Source organism: Sporosarcina newyorkensis (assembly GCF_900167515.1).
GTDB lineage: Bacteria > Bacillota > Bacilli > Bacillales_A > Planococcaceae > Sporosarcina > Sporosarcina newyorkensis.
This window is the reverse complement of record NZ_FUYJ01000009.1, coordinates 38,931-63,579: the sequence shown is the minus strand read 5'-3', so window position 1 is coordinate 63,579 and position 24,649 is coordinate 38,931. Positions and strand designations below refer to the sequence as shown.

The following is a 24,649-nucleotide window of genomic DNA, read 5'->3' as shown; positions in this document are numbered from 1 at the left end:
TTATGCCGGAGGAAGAACGCGGTGCTTTGATTACAGCTATCCACTTGAAAAAGAATTATGGTTTGTCTTATTTAGAGGATTTGTGCGACAAAGAACTTGTGAATTTGTACGATCAATTATTTGCAGTGTAAAAAAATAAAGAGGTGAAAATTATGGAAAACAATATTGAATTAAATAAATTTATCGGGGGAGCTGTTCAAGAGAAGTTTAATGTCGAACTGCAGCGCGTGCTAGATAATATCGCTGACCCAAATACGGATTTTAAAAAAGCTCGGAAGGTTACATTGACTGTCTCGCTAAAACCAAATGAAAAAAGAAATCTGGCAGACATCAAGGTTGAAACTAAATCAACAATCGCGCCACCGGAGCCAATTGGAACAGAGATACTTATCGGCATGAGCAATGATGGAAAAGTAATAGGTAAAGAGCTTATGAGTGGAATGGAAGGCCAGTCGTATTTTGATGACAAAGGCGATGTCAGAGACGATGTTGGCGAAAAAATAGAGGAAGAACAAAAAATGAAAGCTTCCGACAAAAAAGTCGTTAACTTTAAATAAAAAAACAGAAAGAGGTAATGGAAATGTTAAAAGAATTTGCACAGTATTTGCTAGAACTGAAACGACCAGAAACAGTAGAAGCGGAGGGACGCACGTACTCGACTAAGCAACTACACAGATTAGATGTGGAAAGGGATGTGAGGACGATCACTATCCAGAGCCTTTCTGGAATAGTCGACTATATCAAATCCAATTTTGATCACGAACGCCCCATCATGATTCAAGTTGCCTCCCCGACAGAAGTTAATGTGTACGATGCACTTAACGATGAAAATGATCGCCGAAATTATATTCAGGCAAAGGCATTGCTGCCGGATATCACGTTTGAAAAATTCATGAGTCGTGAAGCATTTAATATTATGGTTCAGGCATGTTTTGTGGGTAGTGATACGAAAACGACTGTGTTAAAAGTAATTAGTTCAATCGTTGAAGAAAACTCACTTGCTCAAAGCGACGATGGCGTTACGCAGCATGTAACAGTGAATCAAGGTGTTGCGACAAGGGGATTGGACACTATTCCAAATCCAGTATCACTGAAGCCGTACCGTTCCTTTGTCGAAATCAATCAGCCAGAATCGGATTTCATTCTGAGACTTCGGGAAGGCGGTAACGTTGCGCTTTTCGAAGCAGATGGTGGAGCGTGGGAATTAAATGCTATGCATAATATTAAAGCTTATTTTGAGCTAGAACTTGCTGAATTGGTTAAAGAAAAGAAAGTGGTTATTATAGCGTAATAAGAAACGATAGACCTTGAGTTAAAGTACACAAAGCGGCATATTGCTATGCCGCTTTACTTTCAGCAGATGATAAAAACTGTTTGAAAAGAAAGGGGAATTTCAGGGAATAATTTCACAAACTGATTCTATTGGATTGTATGTAGCGCACTATTATTAGTAGCTTCAGCGATGGGCTACAACATCAGAAAATTACAGAAAAGGAGGACTGTTGCTTGTGAATCAGTTATCATTTGATGATCTTCTTGATGCGGAGTGCGAGTTAATTTATTGTCAATTGAGCTCAGGGTTCCATTGGTTGCGTATCACTAGCGGTCACACTCCTTCTGCCGTTGCTGATCGAGTCCACTTTACGTTGCATGGATATGATTATCTTTATGAGACGACAGAGGGGAAGGAAGAAACAATTGGTTTGTTTGATGGACCAGTAAAAATAGTCAACTGGAATGAAGGTTTGGCTTATGGGTGATGAAGAGTACTTTATATGGAGTGGTGAATGAATGTTGAAAATGCTAAAACAGAAGTTTTGTAAGCATAAGCTTTCTCTTCAATTGCAGATAAAAGGCGAAAAAATGAAGAAAGAAATTTATACATGCAGCAAATGCGGGAAAATAAAACGCTATATTTTAATTTATAGTTGACGGATGATGCGTAATAATCGAATGCTTATGTATAGAGCTATTTTAAGTAGGTCCGCGCGAGGTGAACTACAAGAAAGTCATAAAAAATGTCGATCGGCAGTTTATCTAACTTTCTTTTTAAGGTGTAAGGAGGCAGAGAGTTTAGCTCTCTGACCCTACACCGAGACCTGTCAGTTTTTAAAGAATTTACAAATGACGTGGTACAAATAATTTGATATTACGCCAGTAACAACACCTATAAACAAAGCAAGAAGGATTTGTGAAAATAGATTTTCCAATTCCTTCACCCCCGATCTTATCAAGATCAGGTCCGGTAATAAAAGTATACAAAAATAACTCTAGAATTGCGAATCCAATTCTAGGAGGAGGGTGAAAAGGTTGGAATGCAAGTATTGTGATATGGGATTCCCAGCAAATTATAACGGAGATATTGTCTGTGGTGGTTGCGGTGCTGAGTGGACTGATTGTGCCATCACTGCCGAAGGAGATTGATGCACACTTCGAAGATGAAGCACATTAAAAAAACAGACCGCAAAGCGCGGTCTACACTCACCATTTGGTGTGACTACAGTTTTAGCGAGTGGGGCTGTAAATAAACATAGTAAATTTTGGATGAAAAATGCGAAATATAAAAACCGGCATGATAGTTGGAACCTACAGAGTTTTCGATAATTCTTGCGGTACTAATTTCTATGTCAATGCTTTAAAGTTTTAAAAGCTTCCGCAAATTTTCTCGCAAAAGAAAGTGGCGGCTCAACAGATTGAGCATGAACATATAGAATAGTTGGATTGGTAAAAATCCAATGATTATGAATTGCGCTCACGATTAATCCGTTTTTTGCGAGCGTATCAACAAACAGAGGCAATTCTTCTTGAAGGACTACTACTTCTGCAAGGTTTAGTGCATTTCCTTGAGCATCAAGTGACTCAAATGTTATTCCTGCTGGAAGCGCACTTTTACTTACGCGACCTTGGATAGTTAAGTGAAAGTTACGTCCTATATCTACAGAGCAGACTCCTTGCTCAAATTTAGGGTTGCCATTCACGATCCCAGCAAATTGATGACAAAGGCTCATATATCCCAATAAGAAAACCTCTATTCTTTTTAGTATTTAAAACGTTGCATACACAGAATGGAGATACTTCGCTCATTTGTGAAGCTTATATTTAAAGAAACTAGTAAAGAATCTGCTTTTTCAGAGTTGAAAAAGTTAACATTTATTAATTTTAGTAATTTGATAATTTAACTGATCTATTTGTTTTTTCAATATAACAATTTCTTTTTTTAGCTGTTTTTTTGCATGTGCATATTCTGGATGATCCAATACAGTATTTGGTGTTGGAGTCAAAATACTTTCGGCTAACTTAGAAAGGGAAGAACAAAATACTGTAAGTTTTCCTAAAAGTACGTCTGGGGTATCAACTATCATATCAATTTGCGGATTATTGTCATTAACCATTTTCTAAAACCTCCATCATTTAGCATTAATTATGATTTAAAAAGTATAAAAACCAAACCGCATGATTTTGTTCATCGGCTGACGCTTGTGTTAAAGCATTTTTAACGGCCTGGTTATCTGTTTTTCTAGCTACGTCATGGTAAAAGTCTACCGTTTCCTGTTCATCTATGAAGGCAGCGGCTACCCCATCTTTAAAATCTGAAGGACATTGTTTGATTATCTGGGGAATAGGCTCCTGTCCTGTTAACGAAATATAAAGATACCAAAAAGTTTCATAGTGCCTGATTTCATCATTTCTAATTTCAAGAATACGATCTTTTATTTCAGAATCCGGCGCCTGATTTGCCAAGAGTTCATAACATGAGATTGTAGTGTACTCAGAATTGATTGCTTTCAAAATATCATTTAAAATGTCTGACTCCACAGAAGTTATAGTATTTTGATTCAATTTCGTGTCACTCCTTTTTTATTACTGTATGACTAAACCTAAATAAAGGAACCTTGTCTTATCGAAAGTGAAGACCAATGAACATCCCCAAGAAATTACGTATTCATACAACCTGTACAGTATAGGGTTCGAGATTAGTAGAGTCATTTATGAATAAAAACCTTGGTACCAAGCGGAACCCTTGATGACAAATCTAGAACATCATGATTAAACATTCTAATACATCCATGTGATACGTTCTTACCGATAGAAGCTGGATTATTAGTTCCATGTATACCGTAATGAGGTTTCGATAAACCCATCCAAAATATTCCGAATGGACCACCGGGATTATATTGCTTATTGATAATCGTATATATCCCAGATGGGGTTGGTGACAGTATTTTTCCTACAGCAATTGGATAAGTTTTTATCAGCCTGTCTCCATCAAAGAGTTTTAAACGATGGTGTGATGTTGACACGTCAATCCGTCTCGCCATGAAGGGCCAACTCCTTTCTTAGTTAATGTATGGAGTAACTAGGGCGTTTGCTAAAAAAGAGGAATTGTTTGAAAGATAAAGAGATAATAAGGCCGCTTAAAGCAGCTCACACTCACCATTTAGTGTAGATGAAGTGTTTGCGATTGCGGCTATAAATAAACTTTGTAAATTATGGACAACAGGAGAAGGACGTGAGCAAAAATCCAATTTATTAAATTAGCTACATGCGGGAGCTGCTGCTAGGAGTATTGCAAGGTATACATGCACAAATTAGCGAGTGAAAAACCCAAAAAGATACAGGCATTTATTTGATGAACCGATTAATACTAACAACAAATAACTATTGGTTAGAGGTGAGATTTTGAAAAAAGCGACTTTTCCTTTATTAATCATTATGCTGCTATTTTGGGGAATTAAAAGTACGTATGCCGACAAGGGAAGACAGTATTATGAGGAAGCAGGACAAATCCTTTGGGAAATCAATACGGAAGAGAAGGTGATTGCTTTAACTTTTGATGATGGTCCTCATCGGAAGTATACGGCAGAAATATTAGATGTTTTGAAAAATCATAATGCAAATGCGACCTTCTTTGTGGTTGGGGCAAATGCTGAAAAGAACCCAGATCTATTGATTCGTATGTATAACGAGGGGCATGAAATAGCTAATCATACATTCACACACAATCGAAATATGAGATCATCTGAGTTGATAATGGAGATAAGGAAAACTCACGAGACAATTCAAGCGATCACTGGACATCAAACTACATTATTTCGACCTGTCGAAGGATTATACACCGATGAGCTAGTGGAAGCAGTGACTAAAGAGGGCTATAAATTAGTCATGTGGTCTTGGCACCTAGATACTTTAGATTGGAAAAATCCAGGCGTTAAGAAAATCGTGAATTTTGTATTGGATGGTGCGAAAGAGGGGAATGTCGTACTTTTTCATGATGGGGGAGGTAATCGTCAACAAACAGTGGAAGCGTTAAAAACAATTCTACCGGAACTTAAAAAGGAAGGTTATAAGTTTGTGTCCATTTCCGAGCTCATGAAAATACAAGGCGCTGAACATCAAGAAAAACAAATTAGTAATGATAAGTAAAAATGAGAAAAGACAGAGATCTCTCCCCGTCCTTGGCAGGATTATTATAACACATCTAGGAGGGGTCCTGGTGGAGAAAACAGCAATAGTTGATTTGCGCAAGAATGGCACATACATCGTAAAAGATGGCAGGCTCATTGAGATCCCAATACCACAAGCAGGGTACGGGAAACAGGTCATAAACTGGCAGGGCGGCAAACCGTGTACTGGAACATCTGAGCAGATACTTAAATTTTAATAGGCTTATCGGAACAACCGAGGGCATTGAACGAGCATAACGCTTGTTTGATGTCCTCTTTTTTATTTGGAAGGGGCGAAGGGATGAAAACATTGCAAGAACAACTAACTGAAAAAGGGCTTGCACAGCCTATCAAACAAGCGGAAGTAAAAAACGATACTAGCTTTAGGAAGAAAAGAGAAGAGAAATTAACGGATAGAGAATGGCGCGAATTGATGGGCATGAATCGAGATAGGTATAAGCGTGTAGGTGGAGCTTTCAGAAGAAGATAACGGAGGGGATATTGATGCAATTACAGTTCAACTTACCAGAAATTGATCGAGACAGAACAAAGGAAGCAGTCGAGCAGGCATTGGAAACATACCGTTTATATTCCTTGCAAGTGAGTTTGGACCGCTTACCATCTATTACAGCCTGTTATTCATTTACGCCACCGTCTCCAAGACTTCCGTCATCATCGACAGAACAAGCTGCTATAGCCAATATCGATTACGAGCAAGCTAGACTCAAATATATAAATTGGATAGCGAATGCTGTAAACCGTCTGAGCAAAACAGAACGCATAATTATTTATAAGAGATATTTACAAGACACAGAAATGTTTGATTATCAGATTTATGCAGAATTGAATATGTCTGAAAGAAATTATTATAGGCTGAAAGCTCGTTTGTTTTATAAATTAGCATTTGCACTCAAGATAGAAGTCTTAAAGGAGGCGGTTGGCCGATGAACTTTGTAAACCCTATACGGGATCATGACCGTATCGAAGCCATGAAGAAATTCCTCAAAGACAAGTCAGAGAGAAATTATATTTTATTTATGGTAGGGATTAATAGTGGATTGAGAATTTCCGACATATTGCCTTTACGTGTGAGAGACGTGAATAAGCGTCAATACTTCGTAATCACTGAACAGAAGACAGGTAAGCGAAAACACGTCCAGATGACACCTATGCTTAGACGTGAGCTGAAGAAGTATGTAGATGGCAAAGAAGAAGATGAGTATCTGTTCGCCAGTCGGGAAGGTGTCAATAAACCAATTGGACGTAGCATGGCCTACAAGATGTTAAGAGAGGCTGCAGAATATGTTGGACTTGACGGTATTGGCACACATACATTACGAAAGACATTCGGCTATCATTTTTACCAGAAGTATAAAGACGTTGTGATGCTCATGGAGATCTTCAACCACACAGAAGAAAAGACGACACTTCGATATATAGGCGTCACACAAGATGCATTAGACCAAGCGATGGAAAGGTTTGAAGGATTATGAATGATAAAACGTTTAGAAAGAGGCGTCCGATTGGATGCCTTTTTTATTTGCCTAAAAATAGATGAATTAAGTTGAATGATTATTAGAAGAAGACTTTGCCTATCAATTACCTTTAAATAGTGATTGTATAACTCGAATTAGAGAATATGGATTAGAGCAATAGGGGCAAGGCATATAGCGTTTGCTTGAATTACACACACTCCTGTATGAAGGTAACTGAAAGAGAGAAAATAATTATGGCAGACAACTGGCAGACTTACGGCAGAACATTAGGAAATCAAGGTGTTATTCTTTTAGTGTGAAGTAGTTTGGTTAGCCGCTTCCGACTTGAACCATCCATATTAACCAAAACGCTACGGAAATAGCGGATAACATGTTGTGTTCTTTCTATGCATTTAATGTTGATATAGAGGATTTAAAGAAAGCTAAAATAGCATGGAATCATTGCAAAAATAGGAGAACGCTCAATGTATAAAAAGATTGAGCGCAGTATTTTGATCTTAAAAAGGAATTATTTAACCTGTATTCACTTAAGACAATAATAGAATTTCTATTACTCTTCTTTTTTTAGATTCAAGAAATTACTAATTACCTTTACATATTCATTTTTTGGATATTTCTTATATAAATCGCTGGATAATCGAATCGGGTCGCCAAAAAAGTATCGCTCATACTGGGTTTGTCTTGTTCCAAATGAACTCATCGTTAGATCCCAAGCTAAACGAAATATTTTTACTCGTTCCTCTGCGGTCTTAGTAGCTCCTTGAAGATAAAAATCTAAGTCATTTCTAATAATAGAATGAAATGCTTTCTCGGTTGGTAATGTAATCATTCCACTAGCTCCGATTAGCTGGATAATTTCAGTGAAACGAGGATAGATTTTAGGAAAGATGTTACCAGCAACTTGAAGTGGGAAAATTTCTGGACGCATATATCCCCATTCATCTAACTTTGCGTTATTTTCCGATTTTTCTAATAAGGCTTTCATCGTTTCTAGACCAATGATGATTTCTGACATCTTTTCTTGGATATGGTGATACTTGCTTATATTAATCGTTTCGATAAGTAGCTCAGCAACACCTAAGACGAACTCTGTTTTTACAATTTGTCTTGTCAATACTTGGTGCTTAGTAAAGGGATGGAAAGAGCTTTGAATTGGGAATTCTTCGGCTACTTCTGCATTGTTGTAATAAAATACCCTATTCCAAGGGACTAATACATTGTCAAAGACAACGATAGAATCCATTTCTTCGAACCGCGAGCTTAATGGATAATTAAAAGAAGATTGTCCGCCGCTGAATGTTTCCCTACAAATAAACTTTAATCCTTTTGTGTTAGAAGGGATTGAAAAGGCAAAAGCTTCATCTTCATTAAATAGAAATCTACCTACGCTAAATACTAATACTTCATCTGTTAAACCACCTTGCGTAGCAAGAAGACGTGCACCTTTAATGATGATTCCTTTTTCATTTTTATCAATAACTTTTGCGGCGATTGGCTCATCCGTTTTTTCAATGTAGATATAAGAACGATTCACTTGAGGAGAAATAAAGGTATGTGTAAACGACAGGTCCTTTTCCCTAGCAAATTCATAAAATGCTTGCAAATTTTTCGGAAAACATTTGTCCTTATTATTTAAAAAGGATACTGAAGAGGCAAAGCTCATTAAAACTGTGTTCAAATAATCTGGGCTTCTTCCCATGATACCCCCTGAATACCTAGCCCAATGTTCAATCATCTTTCTTCTTCTTATTAAGTCCTCTTTCGTTTTTGGTTGCAAATAGGAAAGACCAATATGCTCTCCTGATGCTGGAGAAATAAAAGTCATCTCATCTTTTATTTTTGGATCATGTTGCAAATCATAAAGTTCGGCTTTGGTCTGGATAAGACCTTTGAAGACAGGGTGCTCAGATAACAACCCCTCAATTTTTTCACCGTCGTACCAAATTTCATTATTTAGATGATTTAATCGGTTAATGTAATCTTTTCCGTTAATAACCCCCATGTTCCACTCCCCCAATTTTAATTGATATTTAAATACAATTATTCGTTTATAGCTGTTTTAACAAGTTACATAGAATAATTTTATTACTAAAATTATTCTATGTAACTTGAGCATGCTAATATTCTTTCTTTAACTAGCGCAGCATGATAGTTGAACAATAAGGAAATATCGAAAGAATTGGAGTAACTAATTTGATATTACCTCTGAATGTGGTATCAGGATTTTTGAAAGGGAGGGTGCCCTATAGTAATCTTCTTATTTACGTAGAAGAAATTATTAAACAAAATACTTAAAAGATTCTTATTCCATTAAAGGGCGTTATTGTTGAGCAACACAGTTAGAAAATGATCAAACTTTTTTATAAAAACCAAACTTAAAGATGCAAAGAAGAATCCATTTTGACACCAAAAGAAGTTGAGAAGAAGATTGCCCAGATAGACACTAGGAACAAATATGAAAAGAGTATCGAACACATGAATGAGATGCTGCCCTATGTTATTCAAGAGTGGGATGTAAAGGCTAAGTTCTTAAAGAAGAAGCACGATCGATTGATTGCAGAAGGATTCACAGAAGAACAGGCATTGGAGATTGTGAAGACTAGGCCAATATTTGAATAGGGGGTGGGGTCATGGCACGCAAACCTAAGCGTCCGTGCAATCAACCAGGGTGCCGGACACTGACCAGTGAGGGTAGGTGTGAGGAGCATAGGCACTACTACAACCGATACCGGGGGACTACTACCCAACAAGGCTATGGGTACCGATGGCAGCAGGCAAGGAAGGGCTACCTGCAGGACAACCCATTGTGTGTGATATGTAGAGAGCAAGGCATACGTACTGCTGCTAATGTTGTGGACCATATCATTCCACATAGAGGAGACACGGAACTCTTTTGGAACCGTAGGAACTGGCAGCCCTTGTGTTCATCTTGTCACTCACGTAAGACAGCAATGGAAGACGCTGGCTTTGGGAACAGAAGAAAGAATCATTGAACGTTCTTCATCGATCAAGTTGAATGATGAAAGAGCAGATAATATTAATTTTGTTCGTCAAAAGGGTAGGGGGACTTCAATCTCTACAGCTTTTTCATAAGATAAGCGCGCTCCAGCTTCGCGTGCATTTTTTTCGTTTTCTAAATTATTTTCAAAGGTGGTGTAATAATGACCAAAAACAGGAAACCGATTGGATTACATCTCTTGGAAGGTAATAAAAACCGATTAACCAAGGAAGAAATTCAACAGCGTCAAAATCACGAAGAATCCATGAAGGCAGATACGGATAAAGTGATTCCCCCATCCAGATTGACGAAGGTGCAAAAAGAAAAGTTTGTGGAACTGTCCGGCCAACTTATGGAGTTGGGCATCTTTGATAATCTCGATGTGGACACGCTTGCTATGTATATCGAAACGTATGATAACTATATTCGCGTGAATCGTTCAGCAAAAAGTATGACTGCCAAACAGTTAAAAGAGGATTTTAAAGACTACGCCCAACGAATGCGAACAGCTTCACAATTGGCTGCTGTTTGTCGGCAGTTGGCTGGGGACCTCGGTCTGACCATTACATCACGTTTGAAGTTAGTTATTCCAGAGAATGAAAAAAAAGGCGATTCGCCTATGGCTAAATTTTTGAAGAGTCGTGGTAACGATGGCTAGGATTGATAAACAGAAAGCGATGGACGTAGTTGAGTTTATACCAATGCTTAAATTGGTAGATGATTTCTATGGACAACCTTTTATCTTGCAAGATTGGCAATATGAAGTTTTATGGGATGTATACGGAACGGTTAATGAACAGGGATATAGGCAATATCGTTATGCTTATCTTGAAATTCCAAAGAAAAATGGGAAAACAACCCTCATCGGCGCCTTAGGTGTTTACCATTTGGTATGTGATCCACCACAAGGGCAAATTTATTGTTGTGCGGCTGATAAAAAACAAGCCGGCTTAGTATATAAGGCAGCAGTTGCAATGATTGACCAAGACGAAGAACTTGGTAAGATTCTTAAAGTTAAAGAAAGTACTAAAGAAATTTTTAACCTCGAGACTGGAACTATTTTTACAGTTCTATCAGCAGAAGCTTATACCAAGCACGGTATTAACCCAACTGTAGTCATCTTTGATGAATTGCATGCTCAGCCGAACCGTGAATTATGGGATGTTATGACATTTGGTGCAGGAGTGACAAGGAAAGAACCATTATGGTGGGTGATTACTACTGCAGGTGATGATCCTGACCGTAATTCGATTGGTTGGGAAATTCACGATCAGGCTATTAAGCTTCGTGATGGCGAGTTAATCGATCCTACTTGGTACGTAAAGGTATATGGAATTGAGGAAGACGATGATATTTTTGATGAAGAAGTATGGTACCGTGTTAATCCTTCATTAGGTCATGCGATTCCGATTGAGGCATTAAGAAGTGAGGCATTAGCCGCCCGAAATAGTGAAGCGTCCGAAAAGCTATTCCGATGGTTGCGTTTGAATCAGTGGGTATCACTCAAACAACACAGTTGGCAGCCTCTCTCTCTGTGGGATTCCACGAATGGAGATTGGGATTTGTCAGAACTGATTGGTAAACGTTGTTATCCAGGGTTGGATTTGGGGAGCACTACTGATTTAACGGCTGCATGTTATCTATTTCCTCCACAAGACGGAATTGACGACTGGCGTTTTATTTTCGACGCATGGATACCGGATGAAAATATGAAAGAACGAGTGCGGCGTGATAAGGTCCCTTATGACCGTTGGGTAAATCAGAAATTTCTTCACGCTACGCCCGGTGATGTCATGGATTATGAATTTGTGGAAGCGCGGTTATTGTTGGTTAATAAGCAATATGACATTCAAGCGCTTGGTACGGATCCATGGGAGAGTCGAATGCTTACACAAAGGCTGATGAATGAAGGCATTGAAGTAGTGGAGATTGGTCAAAACATGAAGCATATGAGTCCATCCATGAAAATGATTGAGCGACTTATGAAATCCGGCAAGATGACGCATGAAAAGAATCCTCTTGCTCGATGGTGTTGGGGAAATACAGTGATTGCGATTGATGGTAATGAAAACATTAAACCGATGAAAAATAAATCGCATGAACGAATTGATTTAACAGTTGCACTTGTTAATGCAATGGCGACTGCAATGCTGTTTGAAGAAGACATTGAGTCCGTTTATGACAGACGTGGCTTGCTATCAATTTGAGGGAGGTGTAAGTGATGCCAAGTTCTATGAAAGTAAATATTCAGGTTAATGGTTTGGATAAATTGAAAGCTCTAATTGAAGACGCAAGTTCTCAAATTGATGAATTACAAGGGACTCTGGATGCAATAAATTCACTTGAAGTTGAAGTGAAAGCTGAAGTCGCTTCATCGCAAAATCAGTAATGCATTTGGACTTCAGAGGGAGGTGAGAGATTGAAACGTAGAGGAATTATTCAGCGAGCGCGTGATTGGATGACTACCCCGATTGATGAAGCGGTTGAGCAATGGTTTGTAGACCTAATGGGAGGCGGTACATCTTCATCAGGTGCCATTGTCAACGAACGGAACGCAATAACATATTCTTCATTTTGGGCTGCAGTACGTGCCATTACAAAACCGATTGCTTCACTTCCACTACATCTTTACGAGCGGAATGGAGACGGTCGGGAACGTGCTTATAACCATCCGCTTTATTCTTTGCTGCATGAAAAGCCGAATCCACTTATGACAAGCCTGTCATTTCGTGATGCATTGAATACTCATCTTCTCGTGTGGGGAAATGGGTATGCGGAAATAGAATATGGAGCGGACGGAATGCCGAAAGCATTATGGCCATTAACGCCAGATAGAGTGACACCACGGTTTTCAAAGACAGGAGACGTTGAATATTTAGTGACGTTGCCTAAAGGTGGAACAACCATTCTTCCGAAGTGGCGCATGTTTCATTTGGTCGGTCCTGGCTTTGATGGATTGAAAGGTTATTCTGTCGTTCGCATGTTTCGGGAATCAATCGGTATGGGTATGTCCGTTACAGAATATGGTGCAAGGTTTTTTGGAAATGGAGCGAAGCCAGGTGGAGTATTAGAACACCCAGGATCACTAAAAGATAAGAAGCAAATTGATGCATTGCGTGAACAGTGGGATGACATCCACAAGGGACTAAACAATGCTCACCGCATAGCAATTCTTGAAGAAGGAATGCAGTACAAACAAATTGGTATTCCTCCTGAAGATGCACAGTTCTTAGAAACACGCGCTTTCCAACGTCAGGAAATGGCAGCCATTTTCGGTGTGCCTCCTCATAAAATTGGTTCTATGGAAAATGCCACATTTAGTAACATTGAGCATCAGGCACAGGAATTCTACACTGATACGCTGTTATATTGGTTCTCTTTATGGGAACAAACAATTAAATTGCAGATTATCCCTGAATTTATGCATAAGAAATATTACGCCAGTTTCCTTGTGGATGGACTGTTACGTGGAGATATTCAAAGCCGATACAATGCCTATGCAACTGCTAGACAATGGGGTTGGATGAGCATTAATGATATTCGTAATAAGGAGAATATGAATCCTATTGGACCTAAAGGTGATGTGTACCTAACTCCACTGAATATGATTAATGCTGACGATTTAGATTCTGTGGATCCAGTCGAAAAAGTACCCATTTTGTTAGACGATGAAGATGAACGGAGTCTTGAATTTCGTACATTTGAAAAAACAACAAAAGAGCAGCGACAAATACGAGCCGCACAAAACCGTTCAAGACTTGCTAAGCGTTATGAGCAGGTCTTTTCTAATGCAGTAAAACGATATTTAATACAAGAGGCCGCTGATATTCGGGAAGCTGTCACAAAACATTTAGGTACTCGTGATTCAGCAACTTTTGAAGTCTGGTTGGATGAATACTATGACGACAATGAAGCGTTGAAAAAACGTATGAAGCCCGCATTTCTGTCACTAGCTGGAATCGTATACGAAGAAGCCAGTAAGGAAGTGGGTGATAAAAAGGCATTCACCGATGAAGCACGTGCGTTCATGGATAAATACTTAGAGGCTTTTGCTGAACGGTATTCTGGAAGCTCAAAAGGACAACTAGCCAAAATTGTACGTGATTCATTCGATGAGGGATTAGATCCTGTAGTTGAAATCGATGTTCGCTTAACTGAATGGGAAGAACGCCGTCCTGAAAAAGTGGCCATGAATGAAACTGTTCAAATTTGTGGTGCCATTGCTAAAGTTGCTTTTGCTGCATTAGGAATTAGTAAATTGCGATGGATGGCACTTGGTAGTGACAATTGTCCATATTGTCAGGAGCTGAATGGTACGGTTGTGAGTATCGAACAGAATTTCGTGAGCAAAGATCAAAGCCTTGAAAGTGAAGATGGAACAATGAATGTCCGCAAACCTGCTTCACATCCACCGTTACATGGCGGTTGTGTCTGTCAGATTGTGGCTGAATAGAAAGGATGAATAAAATGAAAGTAGGAGACTATATGGATCCGCAAATCGAAAATAATTTTAAATATCATGCCCCAAAAGAAGGGCAACCAGAAAAGTACACTGCAATTCGTGAAAAGGCTAAGGAACTTGCATATTTGATTGATGGAACTTGTCCGAATAGCCGCGAAAAGTCTTTGGCCATTACAAAGATAGAAGAGGCATCAATGTGGGCAAATGCTTCAATTGCACGTAATGAGTAAAAAACGGTAATCGAAAGGTGGTGAGGATTTGAAAATTGAACGTAGAAATTACCCGATCACTGACATGGAAGTCAGAAGCGAGGAAGGCAAACCCACCACTTTACGAGGGTATGCTGCAGTATTTGATCAACTATCTGTACCATTGTACGGATTTAGGGAAAAGATTCAAAAAGGCGCGTTTGCCGAATCTCTATCAAAAAATAATATCAAAGCGTTGTGGAATCATAATTCTGACTTTCCGCTAGGCTCAACGAATGGTAGCACTCTACGTCTTGAAGAAGATGAAAGAGGGCTGCTTTTTGAATTGGATTTGCCGGATAACTCATGGGGACGTGATGCTGGCGTTGCCATTCAGCGAAAAGACGTGGACGGTGTTTCGTTTGGCTTCTCTGTGAAAAAAGACAGCTGGGATAATACCAACCCTGAACAATCGATTCGGACGCTTGTGGACGTGGAGTTGATTGAAATCAGCCCTACACCGTTTCCTGCATATCCATCGACGAATGTCAGCGCACGTTCTGTTACGGAAGCTATTCAAGATGTAGATTTTAAAGAAATCTTGCGTTCTGCAATTAAGGATGTAATGCAAGAAGAACGGCAGGCACCACCGAATGAGCCTACTCCATCATATTCAATTGATATATTGATGAGACGCTTGGAATTGGAAGAAAACTATTAAAATTAATTGGAGGTCATCTATATGACTATTGCAAAAGTACAAGAATTACGTAACAAGCGTGCTGGATTGGTAAAAGAAGCACGTGGGATTTTAGAACGTGAAACAACAGAAAAGCGGTCACTGGCTGCTGACGAACTAGAGCATTACGATAAAATCATGAAAGAAGTGGACAGCTTACGTTCCCAAATTGAACGTGAGGAGCGACTAGCTGGTATCGAGGGAGAATTTAATAAGCGTTCTACAGAACCAATTATTGATGATGAACCTGAAGATCGGTCTGGTCCGCGTGCTACTAAAGAATATCGAAACTCTTTCTGGAATGTATTGAAGGAAGGGCGCAATGCAGATCCACGTGAATTGCGTGACTTGTTCAAAGCTGAAGATACGAAAGGTGGATATCTGGCACCTGAAGAATTCGAGACTACTTTGTTACGTGAGTTAACCAAAGTGTCTGTCATGAGACAGTTGGCAACAGTTGTCCAATCTTCCACAGATCGCCGTATTCCAATGGTGGTGGATCGTCCTGAATTTGGCTATATCGCGGAAAAGGGAACATATGGGAAAACAAGCATGTCCTTTGATGTGCAACATTTAGGAGCTTACAAAGCTGGTGGAATTTTACTTGTTTCCGAAGAGCTTTTACAAGATGCTTATTTTAATCTTGAAGGTGAAATTCGTACTCAGTTTGTAGAAGCTCAATCCGAATTAGAAGAGCAGAGTTTCCTAACTGGTGACGGTGTAGAAAAGCCGCGGGGTCTGTTGCTTGATGCTCAGGTAGGCACAGAAGCTACCACAGATGGCGTAACGGCGGACAACCTTATTGACCTATTCTACTCAGTGAAGCGCCCTTACCGTCAACGCGGAACGTTCCTGATGGGCGATTCTTCAATCAAAGCAATTCGAAAAATGAAACGAACAGGTGATAACGACTACCTATGGCAGCCGGGGTTACAAGCAGGAGAACCGGATCGTATTCTCGGACGCCCAGTGACTACTTCTGATTTCATGCCAGAGATTGGAGCGGGTACAAAATCGGTTGCATTCGGAGACATCGGTCGTTACCGCATCATGGATCGTCTTGGAATCGCAATCCAACGTCTAGATGAGTTGTATGCAGAGACTGGCCAAGTTGGATTCCGTGCAACGTTCCGTCATGATGGTAAATTGCTTGTACCAGAAGCAGTTAAAACAATTACACATGCAGGCGAGTGAGAGGGTGTCGATGACTACTCTATTTATTAGGAGGTGTGAACGTGAAGGTGAGACTTTTACAATCGATTTCATCCCCCACCTATAGTTATGCCGTAGGACAAGTTGTGGAGACTAGCAAAGATCGAGGTAATCAATTCGTGAAACACGGAATTGCAGAGGTGGTCGAAACAGCAAAAGCTAAACCTGTCAAAGAAACAGCTACTAAAAAATCTGCATCCAAAAAGGCAAAAAAGGGTGATGACGATGCTGACAACGATTGATGAATTGAAAAGACAGCTGTTCATTCCTGTGGAAGACAATGATGAAGACCACCAATTGGAACGCATCATTCGTTCCGTGTCTGAAGCAATTGAAACATATTGTCGCAGGGCTTTCTCCAGTGAATATACTTTGCCTGGTGAAGAACCTTCTGAAGTCATTCCGCGGCTACCCTATGATGTGGAAGATGCGTGTATATTATGGTGTACGTATCGTATCAATACAGGTGGGAATATGGGCGTTTCTAGTGAGCGAATTGACGGTCTTGGTCAGAAAAATTATGCACTCCAACACATAGATGGAAAGGTGATCCCCGCCCCTCCATCTGTTTTAGCTTTAATCGATCCATATCGAAACATGGTGTATGGATAATGGCAAGAGTGAGAGACAATAATCGAATTCCAGATTTAGCTCGCCAATTGCAACAAATAAATCGAAACAAAATTCAGTTAGGTATTGATGCACCTAGCGGGGATAAACTTTTTACAGTAGCTTGGGTGCATGAATATGGTTTCGATATCAAAGTAACACCTAAGATGCGCGGTTGGTTTTTAGGGCAAGGAATGCCGCTAAAAAAGTCCACCACTCATATTCATATTCCTGAACGAGCCTATTTTCGTTCCGGTTTTGACGCCAATCAAGGTAGTATTAATAAAAAGGCGGAGGAGTTACTGGATCAATTGTTGCAAGGGAATGCTACTGCCTATGAAATTAACGAGGATATAGGGGAATTTGCATCGAAGAAAATAAGTGATAATGTGACAAACGTAGGTCTGGTGAAAACAGGAGATCTGAGAGACTCAGTTGGCTTCAAGGTGGTGCGTAAATAATGGATTTCCGTTCATTTTTGCGTCCCTATATGATTACCGTTTATCTAAATGAACGTGCAGATGGTAGCGATGGAGAGTATGTGGATGGTGTCTGGGTGCCAGGTACTGATACAAAAACGCCATTCCGTGCAGTTATCACAAATTTTACGGATGACATTTTACAGTTCGGAGAAGGTGGTACGTATTCCACTGATGATGAAAAGCTCTATACTTATAAAAAATTAGAACGTGGTCAATCCGTTACAGTTCGTAAGTTAGATTACACTGTGATGGAAGAACGAGATTACTCATTTTATGGCAAGGGTTTACGAATGTATGTGATTAGGAGGGATGGCATTGCGAGTAACTGATATTATTAGAAGTTTGGATAGCCATCTAACACGTCCAGTGATTTTAGCGGAGCAGTCAAGTCCAAAACCATCTTATCCATACATCGCTATTAAAGAAATCGTGTCGTTCATTCCGACTGGTGGGCGACCATCGAATTATGATGAAGATCTGGCTGAGGATATTAACAGAGTATCGACATCCCAGCCTACTATGTCCTTAAGTTTGACGGCTTATGGAAAAGATTTTGATAATACTTCGGGTCTAATCCAGCAGGCACACGATTGGTTTACCTTCACTGGGTACAGGCAGTTGAAGGAGGCTGGTTACGTAGTTGCAGAAATCCAATCTGTTATGAATCGTGACAGTTTGATTGTGGATGACTATGAACGCAAGCGAGGATTTGATGTGATTTTACGATTCGTCCACACGCAAAGTAGGGTTGTGGAAGAAATAAAAGTGGTAAAAGGAACGATTAATAATAACCCTTTCAAAAAGGAAGTGACTATCATTGACTAATATTAAAGACGTCGAAGTCATTATAACAAGGGAGACTGCAGCCTTAACACAACAAGGCTTTGGTCTTCCTTTTATTTTGGCGACTAATGGAGAAAAAGAATACAGCGAATACACAGGCATTGAGCAAGTGGCCAAAGATTATCCAGTAGATACGGCTGCCTATAAAATCGCGGCAAGGATTTTTGGCCAAACACCGCGTCCACCAATGATCGCTATGGCTGGCACAGCTTATGCGGAATCAAACCCTGAAACCTTAGTGACATTTTTAAATGAATTAATTGAAACTAAGAATGATTGGTATTACTTGGAGTGTGACCAGAACGGTGACAATGAAATTACTGCTCTTTCCAAATGGATTGATACGCAGAAGAAACTATACGGTGTCACCACACAAAATATAGACTTGCTTAAAGAGATTGAATCTGACCGTACATTCTTGTTTTATCACGACGATCCGGAATCTTATGTAGCAGAAGGATTAATTGCACGCTGTGCCCCCGAAGAACCAGGTAGTATCACATGGAAATTCAAAACGGTAAATGGTGTGAAAGCAGCTAATATCGGTATCAGTGATATTACACAACTGCACACAGACAATGGAAATACGTATCTTCGTAAATTTGGCATTCTTCAGACGAGTGAAGGTAAAGTAACAAGTGGTGAGTATATCGACGTTATGCAATCACAAGATTTCTTAGATGCACGTTTGACGGAAGAAGTTTCGCGAGTGTTTTTCACACAGAAAAAAGTTGCTTATGAGAATAGCGGGATCGCATTAATAGTATCTGCTGCTACTGCTGTTTTGAAAAGAGCAACTGAGCAAGGCATTGTTTTAAAAGATGATGCGGGGAATGGCTTGTGGGAAATTCAAGCACGCAGTCGTGAAAATAGTCTACCTAATGATGTGGCCAACCGTGTATATGATGGTTTAGTAATCCTTGTGCCGTTAGCAGGAGCGATTCATGGAACTACTTTACGCTTAACTATGACGTATGACGAAGGAGGGGCAGCGGCATGAGTGTAAATACGTACGATCCGTTAGACACCAATGTCGTAGTAAATAATACGATTCTGACAGGTTTTGCTGATGGAACATTTATAAACGTAGAACGTGACGAAGAGAGTTACACTGCACACGTAGGCGCGAAAGGTGAAGTAGCCCGCGCACGCAATGCAAACAAAATGGGGAAAATTACCGTGACGCTATCACAAGACAGCCCCTCAAATTCTATTTTGTCAAAAATGGCTAGGGGTAAAGATACATTTTCAGTATCAGTTGTAGATCAAAATTTCGGCTCTACATCCGGCGGGAATGATTGCTGGATTGAAAAGCCGCCTAACTTAGAGTTCGGGAAAGAAATTAGTGAGCGTGAATGGATTATTGTAGTGCCTGTACTAGAAATAGATGAGTGATTAAGGGAGAGATAATAAATGGAACAAAAAACAATTACGATTAATGAAAAAGAATTTACGTTGCAAAAGGTTTTCCCGGTTGAATGGCTAAAGATTCGTGACCGCTGTAAAAATAAATTTGGTGTACCTAGTGAGGAAAAAACGTATAAGGAAGTTCTCGCTCACATTGTTGTTTCACCAAAAATGAAAATAGAGGATTTTGATGATTGGGGTGAACTTGACGAATTAGTCAAGGAAGCAGTCAACTTTCAACAAGGTGGAGACGAAGAGTAAAGGTCACTATCGGAAAAGTGCAACAGAACATTGGTGGTTTTGGCGCCTTGTTATGGAGGAGAAGTTTTCTTATCCCGAATTGCAGAAAATGACAATGGATGAAATCATGGAAGCTAACGCGGCCCTTGATATTTATATCGAAAAGATTGAAGCAAAAAAATAAACAAAAGTAAGACACTCGTTGATCGGGTGTCTTTTTTTATATGTCTCAACGCGAATCGGGTGAAATTAGTTGAGTTTAAGACAATTAGCAATAGACATTATGTTTAACTCTGACGTCAATAAACTATTGGCAGTGAACACCGCTGTGGATGATATCCGTGATAGTGCTATTGATTCGGGAGGCAGCATTGCGGAAATGGGTAGCGTCACTGAATCTGCTACCAGCAGCATGTTTTCCAAATTAGACGGTATTGGCACCAAAATGAGCGGTATCGGTAAGAACATGACAAAATGGATAACTGCCCCGGCGGTTGGGGCTGCTACTGCTTTAGGTGGTATAGCTTTGGTCAAAGGGTTCGACAGGCTTGTGGGTATTGACACAGCCCGTGCCAAACTGAAAGGTCTTGGTCATGACGCAGAAGGTGTTGACGTGATCATGACATCTGCCTTAGATTCTGTAAAGGGCACATCGTTTGGCATGGGCGAAGCAGCAACCACCGCAGCTAATGCCGCGGCAGCAGGAGTTAAGCCAGGGAAAGAGTTGACCAAATATCTCACTTTAACCGGAGATGCGGCTGCAATTGCTGGAATGGGAATGGGCGAGATGGGTTCGATTTTAAATAAAGTCCAGACATCCAGTAAAGCTTATAACGGTGAGTTGCAACAACTATCCGACAGAGGGCTGCCCATCTATCAATGGCTGGCAGACGAGGCCGGAGTGACCGGAGACGCGGTGTTTAAAATGGCGTCCGATGGTAAAATATCTTCTAAAATGCTGATGAACGCGATTGAAAATAACATCGGCGGCGCGGCTAAAACGATGGGTGAAGAATCGTTTACCGCTGGGATGGCTAACATGTGGTCAGCAGTCGGTCGACTTGGAGCATCCTTCCTTGATGCAGGTGGTAAAGGCGGCGGTTTCTTTTCCAAATTAAAACCGTTGATTTCTGATATCACAGCACGTGTAGATGATATGGGAGGAATTGCAGAAAAAGCGGGAGAAAAATTTGGAGATTTCTTTTCAAGTGCAGTGGATAAAGTCAAGGCGGCTAAATCAGCGTTTGATGAGCTTTCACCGATTATGCAAGGAATCGTCAAATATGGCGCTTTAATCGGATCTGCTTTCATTATTGGTATTGGACCTGTCCTCATGGTGCTCGGTAGTATATTGACGAAGTTACCCCCTCTCTATAGTTTATTTACAAAGGTATCGGGTGCGGTGAAAACAGCAGGAGGAGTATTCGCCGTATTAACTAATCCTATAGTTCTAACAGTTGCTGCCATTGGTTTAATTATTGGTGCACTTGTACTGGCATACAACAAAATCGAATGGTTTAGGGATGGCGTTCATGCTGCTTGGGATTGGATCAAAGAAGCTACATCCGTTGCATTTGGATGGATTAGCGAGATTGTAATGAATGTTTTCGGAGTGGCAATGGAGTTTGCAATGAGCATAGTCGGCCGCTTTAAAGACTTCTGGGATACCAATAGTGCGTTCATTATGTTTATTGTCCAAGAACGATTCAATAGCATTTTGGGAACTATCCAGATGGTTATGGGTATTATACAAGGGATTTTCCAAATCGTATGGCCATTAATTACAGGTATAGTGACAATTGCGTGGGAATTGATCAAGACAGTGATTTCAACTGGTATTGACATTGTGCTTGGCCTTATCAGTGCCGGAATGGCGATACTACAAGGTGACTGGAGCGGAGCCTGGGAAATCATAAGGGGTATCGGTGAAAGTATCTGGCATAATATTGAAAGTTTCTTCGCAAATATCAATTTGTTTGATATTGGTGCTAATATTCTCCAAGGATTAATTAGCGGAATTGACAGCATGGCTGATGCTGTATGGAAAAAAGTTGGTGATATCGCTAGTGGTATTGCAAGTAAGTTTAAAGGTGCCCTGCAAATCTTTTCACCGTCACGTCTTTTCAAAGAGTATGGTGTCAATACCATGATGGGTTATCAAATTGGATTTGAAGATCAGGCTGAACATGCAAGCGATGCGGCAGAAAATGTTGGGTATGATATCGCTGGATCCTTCAACCCTGAAACCTCACCACCTTCGAATCAGTCATCGACTCAGGGTATCTCGTTTAATCCAACAATTGAAATTATTATTCAGGGTAATGCAGATGGTCAAGATGTTAAACATGAATTGGAACGCTATTTCCCTGAGATGATGGAACAGTTTTTTGCAATGTTAGCGGCTAAAAGAGGGGGTGAACCTGCATAATGTTGTCAAAATTAATTGGTCTAAGTGGTGAAGTCGAATTCAATGCAGTAATAGATGAATCAGTGAACGAACCAAGTGAAGTCACCGATCATCCTGTGGAAGAAGGATCTGACGTTGCTGATCATGTGCAGGTTAAACCAGAAACCATTCCTCTTAATGGCGTGATCACTGGGGAGCGGGCTAATGAAAAACTAGCCCGACTCCAACGGTTTCGGCAAGAACGAGAACTGCTTACTTTTATCGGTGTTGAAACATTCGAGCAAGTAGTCATAGCGAGTTTTTCAAGAAAACGATCGGCTAAAATTAGCGATGGCTTTGAATTCTCTTTGACGTTACGAAAGGTACGAATTGCAAAATTAAAAGAAGTGAAACTCGTTGTCCCTGCAAAGTCAGTCAGCAAAACGCAAACGAAGAAGACTACCAGTAAAGGCAAGCAACAGCCGAAAAAGAAAACACCAAAGCAGAAAGCGGACACTCAAAGTCGAAAGGGGCGTAAGAAATGAATTACATTGAAATCGATAAAGAAGCAATTCCTTATTCATTCGAGATGCAACTCGACAACGTTACCTGGGGGTTTGAGGTCCGTTACAATGCTGAACATGATTTCTTTACTGTCGATTTATTACGTCTTGATGACTTGATTGTTGCTGGCGAAAAGTTAGTATATGGTAAGCCTTTATTTGAAAATGTACAAACCAAGCCATTAACCCCAATCATTCCTTTCGATGAATCAGGAAACGTAAAGCGTGTTGGATGGGAAGAGTTAGAAGAAAGTGTTTTTCTGTATATGATGGACGGTGAACTCGATGAATGATTTGTGGATTCGGAAGGCATCATTCCATGTGGCTGGTAAGACAATCAACTACCCTGATTTACATTTTGATTTCAAAGTGGATTTCGATGATGATCCAGAACCAAGCACAGCGGAGGTCAAAATATACAACCTTTCCAAAGACACAATTTCTAAACTAAAAAAGGGTACGCCTTGTATTTTAAATGCTGGTTATCAATCCAATAGCGGTTCCATCTTTACAGGTGGAATCATTACTTCTAAAACCACATGGAGTGGTGTAGATAAGATAACAACCGTTACAATGGGCGATGGTGCGGCAGAGTGGATGAAAACGAAGGTGTCCAAGACATTTAAGCAAAATACTAGAGCTTCCCAAGTTATTCGGGGCGTCATCGGTTTGTTTGGTTTGGAAGTTGGCGAAATCCAACTCGAAAAGGATGTCATTTATAAAAAGGGTAAAGTTGTTCATGGCCCATTACAAAGAGAGTTGCGTCATATTGTGGTGAATGATTGTAAAAGTAAATTACTCATTACGAATAGCGTCATCTCCATTCGGCCTAAAAGTAAAGGCGTGATTACAGGATTCGTGTTAAATTCGGATACTGGTCTAGTTGGAACGCCTGAACAAATGGATAGTGAGGATGCTGACTACTCTGTTACGTGCTTGCTGAATCATCGCATTCGCGAAGACAGCTTGGTTCGTATCGAGAGCAGAACGGTGACTGGTAATTTTCGTGTCGTTAAAGGTAACCATGATGGTTCCTCATGGCATACGAAAATGGAGGTGAAGGCAGTATGAGTGAGGCGGTTAAATTCTTTGATGGTTTTACTGATGGCATGATGGATGGGCTACGTGTTGCAATGCATGCTGAAATTTTAAAGTTTGATAACGTTACGATGAAAGCTGATATCCAACCCTTACAAGGTGGCTTACCCCCAATATTAGACGTTCCTGTTTCTTTTCAAAAAGCAGGAGCGTTTTTTATTCGCATGCCGTTTAAAAAAGGAGATAAGGTGATTGTCGTTTTCAACGATTACCCTTTGGATGATGCAGGGGAACGCCGACACCATTTGGATGATGCCATGATTGTTTCAGGTCTGTCGGAAATGCCAATGCCAGCTGAACATGAAAATGATTTACTCATTGCTCATGAGAATATGAAGACGAAAATTGTCATTGATGAAGTTGGCAGTGTATCTATTTTGACCAAGCAACAGGATATTAGTTTGACAAGCGAACAGGGAAATATCAATCTTACTGCACCAAACGGCTTGGTGAATATTTCTGATAGACGCAACGGAAGTTAG

36 protein-coding genes are annotated in these 24,649 nt (G+C 40.1%); 31 read left to right on the top strand and 5 right to left on the bottom strand.

The window, feature by feature from the left end; translation table 11 throughout:
- Positions 1-2 precede the first annotated feature (2 nt).
- From B5D59_RS18630 to B5D59_RS15255, 4 genes are all read left to right on the top strand, one after another.
- On the top strand, positions 3-131 hold the full coding sequence (locus B5D59_RS18630) for a hypothetical protein (protein WP_281250681.1): 129 nt from the start codon (positions 3-5) through the stop codon (positions 129-131).
- 21 nt (positions 132-152) lie between these two features.
- A complete protein-coding gene (locus tag B5D59_RS15265) occupies positions 153-557 on the top strand; it encodes a hypothetical protein (protein WP_078818546.1) in 405 nt (134 codons plus the stop codon).
- A 23-nt stretch (positions 558-580) separates the two neighbouring features.
- On the top strand, positions 581-1,291 hold the full coding sequence (locus B5D59_RS15260; protein ID WP_078818545.1) for a hypothetical protein: 711 nt from the start codon (positions 581-583) through the stop codon (positions 1,289-1,291).
- Between the two features lie 217 nt (positions 1,292-1,508).
- On the top strand, positions 1,509-1,760 hold the full coding sequence (locus tag B5D59_RS15255; protein WP_078818544.1) for a hypothetical protein: 252 nt from the start codon (positions 1,509-1,511) through the stop codon (positions 1,758-1,760).
- A gap of 867 nt (positions 1,761-2,627) precedes the next feature.
- On the opposite strand, the gene B5D59_RS15250 is transcribed toward B5D59_RS15255, so the two are convergent.
- The 4 genes from B5D59_RS15250 to B5D59_RS15235 all read right to left on the bottom strand — a co-directional run bounded on the left by B5D59_RS15250 (position 2,628) and on the right by B5D59_RS15235 (position 4,319).
- Positions 2,628-3,008, bottom strand: coding sequence for a DUF1259 domain-containing protein (locus tag B5D59_RS15250; RefSeq protein ID WP_078818626.1), 381 nt, complete (start codon positions 3,006-3,008; stop codon positions 2,628-2,630).
- Positions 3,009-3,143: 135 nt separating this feature from the next.
- Entirely contained in the window at positions 3,144-3,392 is a 249-nt protein-coding gene (locus B5D59_RS15245; protein WP_078818543.1) for a hypothetical protein, read from the bottom strand.
- Positions 3,393-3,417: 25 nt separating this feature from the next.
- Entirely contained in the window at positions 3,418-3,840 is a 423-nt protein-coding gene (locus B5D59_RS15240; RefSeq protein ID WP_078818542.1) for a ferritin-like domain-containing protein, read from the bottom strand.
- A gap of 143 nt (positions 3,841-3,983) precedes the next feature.
- Positions 3,984-4,319, bottom strand: a complete 336-nt coding sequence (locus tag B5D59_RS15235; RefSeq protein WP_078818541.1) for a L,D-transpeptidase — start codon at positions 4,317-4,319, stop codon at positions 3,984-3,986.
- A gap of 361 nt (positions 4,320-4,680) precedes the next feature.
- Between B5D59_RS15235 and B5D59_RS15230 the strand changes: the two genes are divergently transcribed.
- The 5 genes from B5D59_RS15230 (at position 4,681) to B5D59_RS15210 (ending at position 6,937) form a co-directional block, all read left to right on the top strand.
- Positions 4,681-5,424, top strand: coding sequence for a polysaccharide deacetylase family protein (locus B5D59_RS15230; RefSeq protein ID WP_342746533.1), 744 nt, complete (start codon positions 4,681-4,683; stop codon positions 5,422-5,424).
- Positions 5,425-5,494: 70 nt separating this feature from the next.
- Positions 5,495-5,662, top strand: coding sequence for a DUF3954 domain-containing protein (locus B5D59_RS15225; protein WP_340760435.1), 168 nt, complete (start codon positions 5,495-5,497; stop codon positions 5,660-5,662).
- Positions 5,663-5,745: 83 nt separating this feature from the next.
- Positions 5,746-5,934: a hypothetical protein gene (locus tag B5D59_RS15220; RefSeq protein ID WP_078818539.1), complete on the top strand. Its 189-nt coding sequence runs from the start codon at positions 5,746-5,748 to the stop codon at positions 5,932-5,934.
- Between the two features lie 14 nt (positions 5,935-5,948).
- A complete protein-coding gene (locus tag B5D59_RS15215) occupies positions 5,949-6,392 on the top strand; it encodes an ArpU family phage packaging/lysis transcriptional regulator (protein WP_078818538.1) in 444 nt (147 codons plus the stop codon).
- Positions 6,389-6,937, top strand: a complete 549-nt coding sequence (locus tag B5D59_RS15210; RefSeq protein WP_078818537.1) for a site-specific integrase — start codon at positions 6,389-6,391, stop codon at positions 6,935-6,937. The genes B5D59_RS15215 and B5D59_RS15210 overlap by 4 nt, the downstream gene beginning before the upstream one ends.
- Positions 6,938-7,490: 553 nt before the next feature.
- On the opposite strand, the gene hpaB is transcribed toward B5D59_RS15210, so the two are convergent.
- Positions 7,491-8,942, bottom strand: coding sequence for a 4-hydroxyphenylacetate 3-monooxygenase, oxygenase component (hpaB, locus tag B5D59_RS15205; protein ID WP_078818536.1), 1,452 nt, complete (start codon positions 8,940-8,942; stop codon positions 7,491-7,493).
- A gap of 398 nt (positions 8,943-9,340) precedes the next feature.
- On the opposite strand from hpaB, the gene B5D59_RS15200 reads away from it, so the two are divergent.
- The 22 genes from B5D59_RS15200 to B5D59_RS15095 all read left to right on the top strand — a co-directional run bounded on the left by B5D59_RS15200 (position 9,341) and on the right by B5D59_RS15095 (position 24,649).
- Positions 9,341-9,559, top strand: a complete 219-nt coding sequence (locus B5D59_RS15200) for a hypothetical protein (RefSeq protein WP_078818535.1) — start codon at positions 9,341-9,343, stop codon at positions 9,557-9,559.
- Positions 9,560-9,570: 11 nt separating this feature from the next.
- The gene (locus B5D59_RS15195; RefSeq protein WP_078818534.1) at positions 9,571-9,933 is read left to right on the top strand and encodes an HNH endonuclease; all 363 of its coding nucleotides are present in this window, start codon (positions 9,571-9,573) and stop codon (positions 9,931-9,933) included.
- Between the two features lie 168 nt (positions 9,934-10,101).
- Complete coding sequence (locus B5D59_RS15190; RefSeq protein WP_078818533.1) at positions 10,102-10,596, top strand: phage terminase small subunit P27 family; 495 nt, start codon at positions 10,102-10,104, stop codon at positions 10,594-10,596.
- Entirely contained in the window at positions 10,589-12,145 is a 1,557-nt protein-coding gene (locus tag B5D59_RS15185) for a terminase large subunit (RefSeq protein WP_078818532.1), read from the top strand. The genes B5D59_RS15190 and B5D59_RS15185 overlap by 8 nt, the downstream gene beginning before the upstream one ends.
- Before the next feature lie 14 nt (positions 12,146-12,159).
- Positions 12,160-12,327 carry a hypothetical protein gene (locus B5D59_RS18305; protein ID WP_176132605.1) on the top strand — a complete coding sequence of 56 codons (168 nt, stop codon included), beginning with the start codon at positions 12,160-12,162 and terminating at the stop codon, positions 12,325-12,327.
- A 30-nt stretch (positions 12,328-12,357) separates the two neighbouring features.
- The gene (locus B5D59_RS15180; RefSeq protein WP_078818531.1) at positions 12,358-14,391 is read left to right on the top strand and encodes a phage portal protein; all 2,034 of its coding nucleotides are present in this window, start codon (positions 12,358-12,360) and stop codon (positions 14,389-14,391) included.
- Positions 14,392-14,423: 32 nt separating this feature from the next.
- Positions 14,424-14,630, top strand: coding sequence for an Acb2/Tad1 domain-containing protein (locus tag B5D59_RS15175; RefSeq protein ID WP_078818624.1), 207 nt, complete (start codon positions 14,424-14,426; stop codon positions 14,628-14,630).
- A gap of 28 nt (positions 14,631-14,658) precedes the next feature.
- The gene (locus B5D59_RS15170; RefSeq protein WP_139366032.1) at positions 14,659-15,309 is read left to right on the top strand and encodes an HK97 family phage prohead protease; all 651 of its coding nucleotides are present in this window, start codon (positions 14,659-14,661) and stop codon (positions 15,307-15,309) included.
- A gap of 21 nt (positions 15,310-15,330) precedes the next feature.
- The gene (locus B5D59_RS15165; RefSeq protein ID WP_217698596.1) at positions 15,331-16,521 is read left to right on the top strand and encodes a phage major capsid protein; all 1,191 of its coding nucleotides are present in this window, start codon (positions 15,331-15,333) and stop codon (positions 16,519-16,521) included.
- Positions 16,522-16,562: 41 nt separating this feature from the next.
- Positions 16,563-16,781, top strand: coding sequence for a hypothetical protein (locus tag B5D59_RS15160; RefSeq protein ID WP_078818530.1), 219 nt, complete (start codon positions 16,563-16,565; stop codon positions 16,779-16,781).
- Positions 16,765-17,151, top strand: coding sequence for a head-tail connector protein (locus B5D59_RS15155; protein WP_176132604.1), 387 nt, complete (start codon positions 16,765-16,767; stop codon positions 17,149-17,151). The genes B5D59_RS15160 and B5D59_RS15155 overlap by 17 nt, the downstream gene beginning before the upstream one ends.
- Positions 17,151-17,609 carry a hypothetical protein gene (locus tag B5D59_RS15150; protein ID WP_078818528.1) on the top strand — a complete coding sequence of 153 codons (459 nt, stop codon included), beginning with the start codon at positions 17,151-17,153 and terminating at the stop codon, positions 17,607-17,609. Before B5D59_RS15155 ends, B5D59_RS15150 begins: the two co-directional genes overlap by 1 nt.
- Positions 17,609-17,959, top strand: coding sequence for a hypothetical protein (locus B5D59_RS15145; RefSeq protein WP_078818527.1), 351 nt, complete (start codon positions 17,609-17,611; stop codon positions 17,957-17,959). Before B5D59_RS15150 ends, B5D59_RS15145 begins: the two co-directional genes overlap by 1 nt.
- A complete protein-coding gene (locus tag B5D59_RS15140) occupies positions 17,946-18,455 on the top strand; it encodes a phage neck terminator protein (RefSeq protein ID WP_078818526.1) in 510 nt (169 codons plus the stop codon). The genes B5D59_RS15145 and B5D59_RS15140 overlap by 14 nt, the downstream gene beginning before the upstream one ends.
- A complete protein-coding gene (locus tag B5D59_RS15135) occupies positions 18,448-19,473 on the top strand; it encodes a DUF3383 family protein (RefSeq protein WP_078818525.1) in 1,026 nt (341 codons plus the stop codon). The genes B5D59_RS15140 and B5D59_RS15135 overlap by 8 nt, the downstream gene beginning before the upstream one ends.
- Positions 19,470-19,868 (top strand): phage structural protein, encoded by a 399-nt coding sequence (locus B5D59_RS15130; protein ID WP_078818524.1) that lies wholly within the window; start codon positions 19,470-19,472, stop codon positions 19,866-19,868. The genes B5D59_RS15135 and B5D59_RS15130 overlap by 4 nt, the downstream gene beginning before the upstream one ends.
- 18 nt (positions 19,869-19,886) lie before the next feature.
- Entirely contained in the window at positions 19,887-20,141 is a 255-nt protein-coding gene (locus B5D59_RS15125; RefSeq protein WP_078818523.1) for a hypothetical protein, read from the top strand.
- Between the two features lie 232 nt (positions 20,142-20,373).
- Positions 20,374-22,548 (top strand): phage tail protein, encoded by a 2,175-nt coding sequence (locus tag B5D59_RS15115; protein WP_078818521.1) that lies wholly within the window; start codon positions 20,374-20,376, stop codon positions 22,546-22,548.
- Positions 22,548-23,051 (top strand): phage baseplate protein, encoded by a 504-nt coding sequence (locus B5D59_RS15110; RefSeq protein WP_078818520.1) that lies wholly within the window; start codon positions 22,548-22,550, stop codon positions 23,049-23,051. Before B5D59_RS15115 ends, B5D59_RS15110 begins: the two co-directional genes overlap by 1 nt.
- Complete coding sequence (locus B5D59_RS15105) at positions 23,048-23,362, top strand: phage baseplate plug family protein (RefSeq protein WP_078818519.1); 315 nt, start codon at positions 23,048-23,050, stop codon at positions 23,360-23,362. The genes B5D59_RS15110 and B5D59_RS15105 overlap by 4 nt, the downstream gene beginning before the upstream one ends.
- Positions 23,355-24,140 (top strand): phage protein, encoded by a 786-nt coding sequence (locus tag B5D59_RS15100; protein ID WP_078818518.1) that lies wholly within the window; start codon positions 23,355-23,357, stop codon positions 24,138-24,140. Before B5D59_RS15105 ends, B5D59_RS15100 begins: the two co-directional genes overlap by 8 nt.
- The gene (locus B5D59_RS15095) at positions 24,137-24,649 is read left to right on the top strand and encodes a Gp138 family membrane-puncturing spike protein (protein ID WP_078818517.1); all 513 of its coding nucleotides are present in this window, start codon (positions 24,137-24,139) and stop codon (positions 24,647-24,649) included. Before B5D59_RS15100 ends, B5D59_RS15095 begins: the two co-directional genes overlap by 4 nt.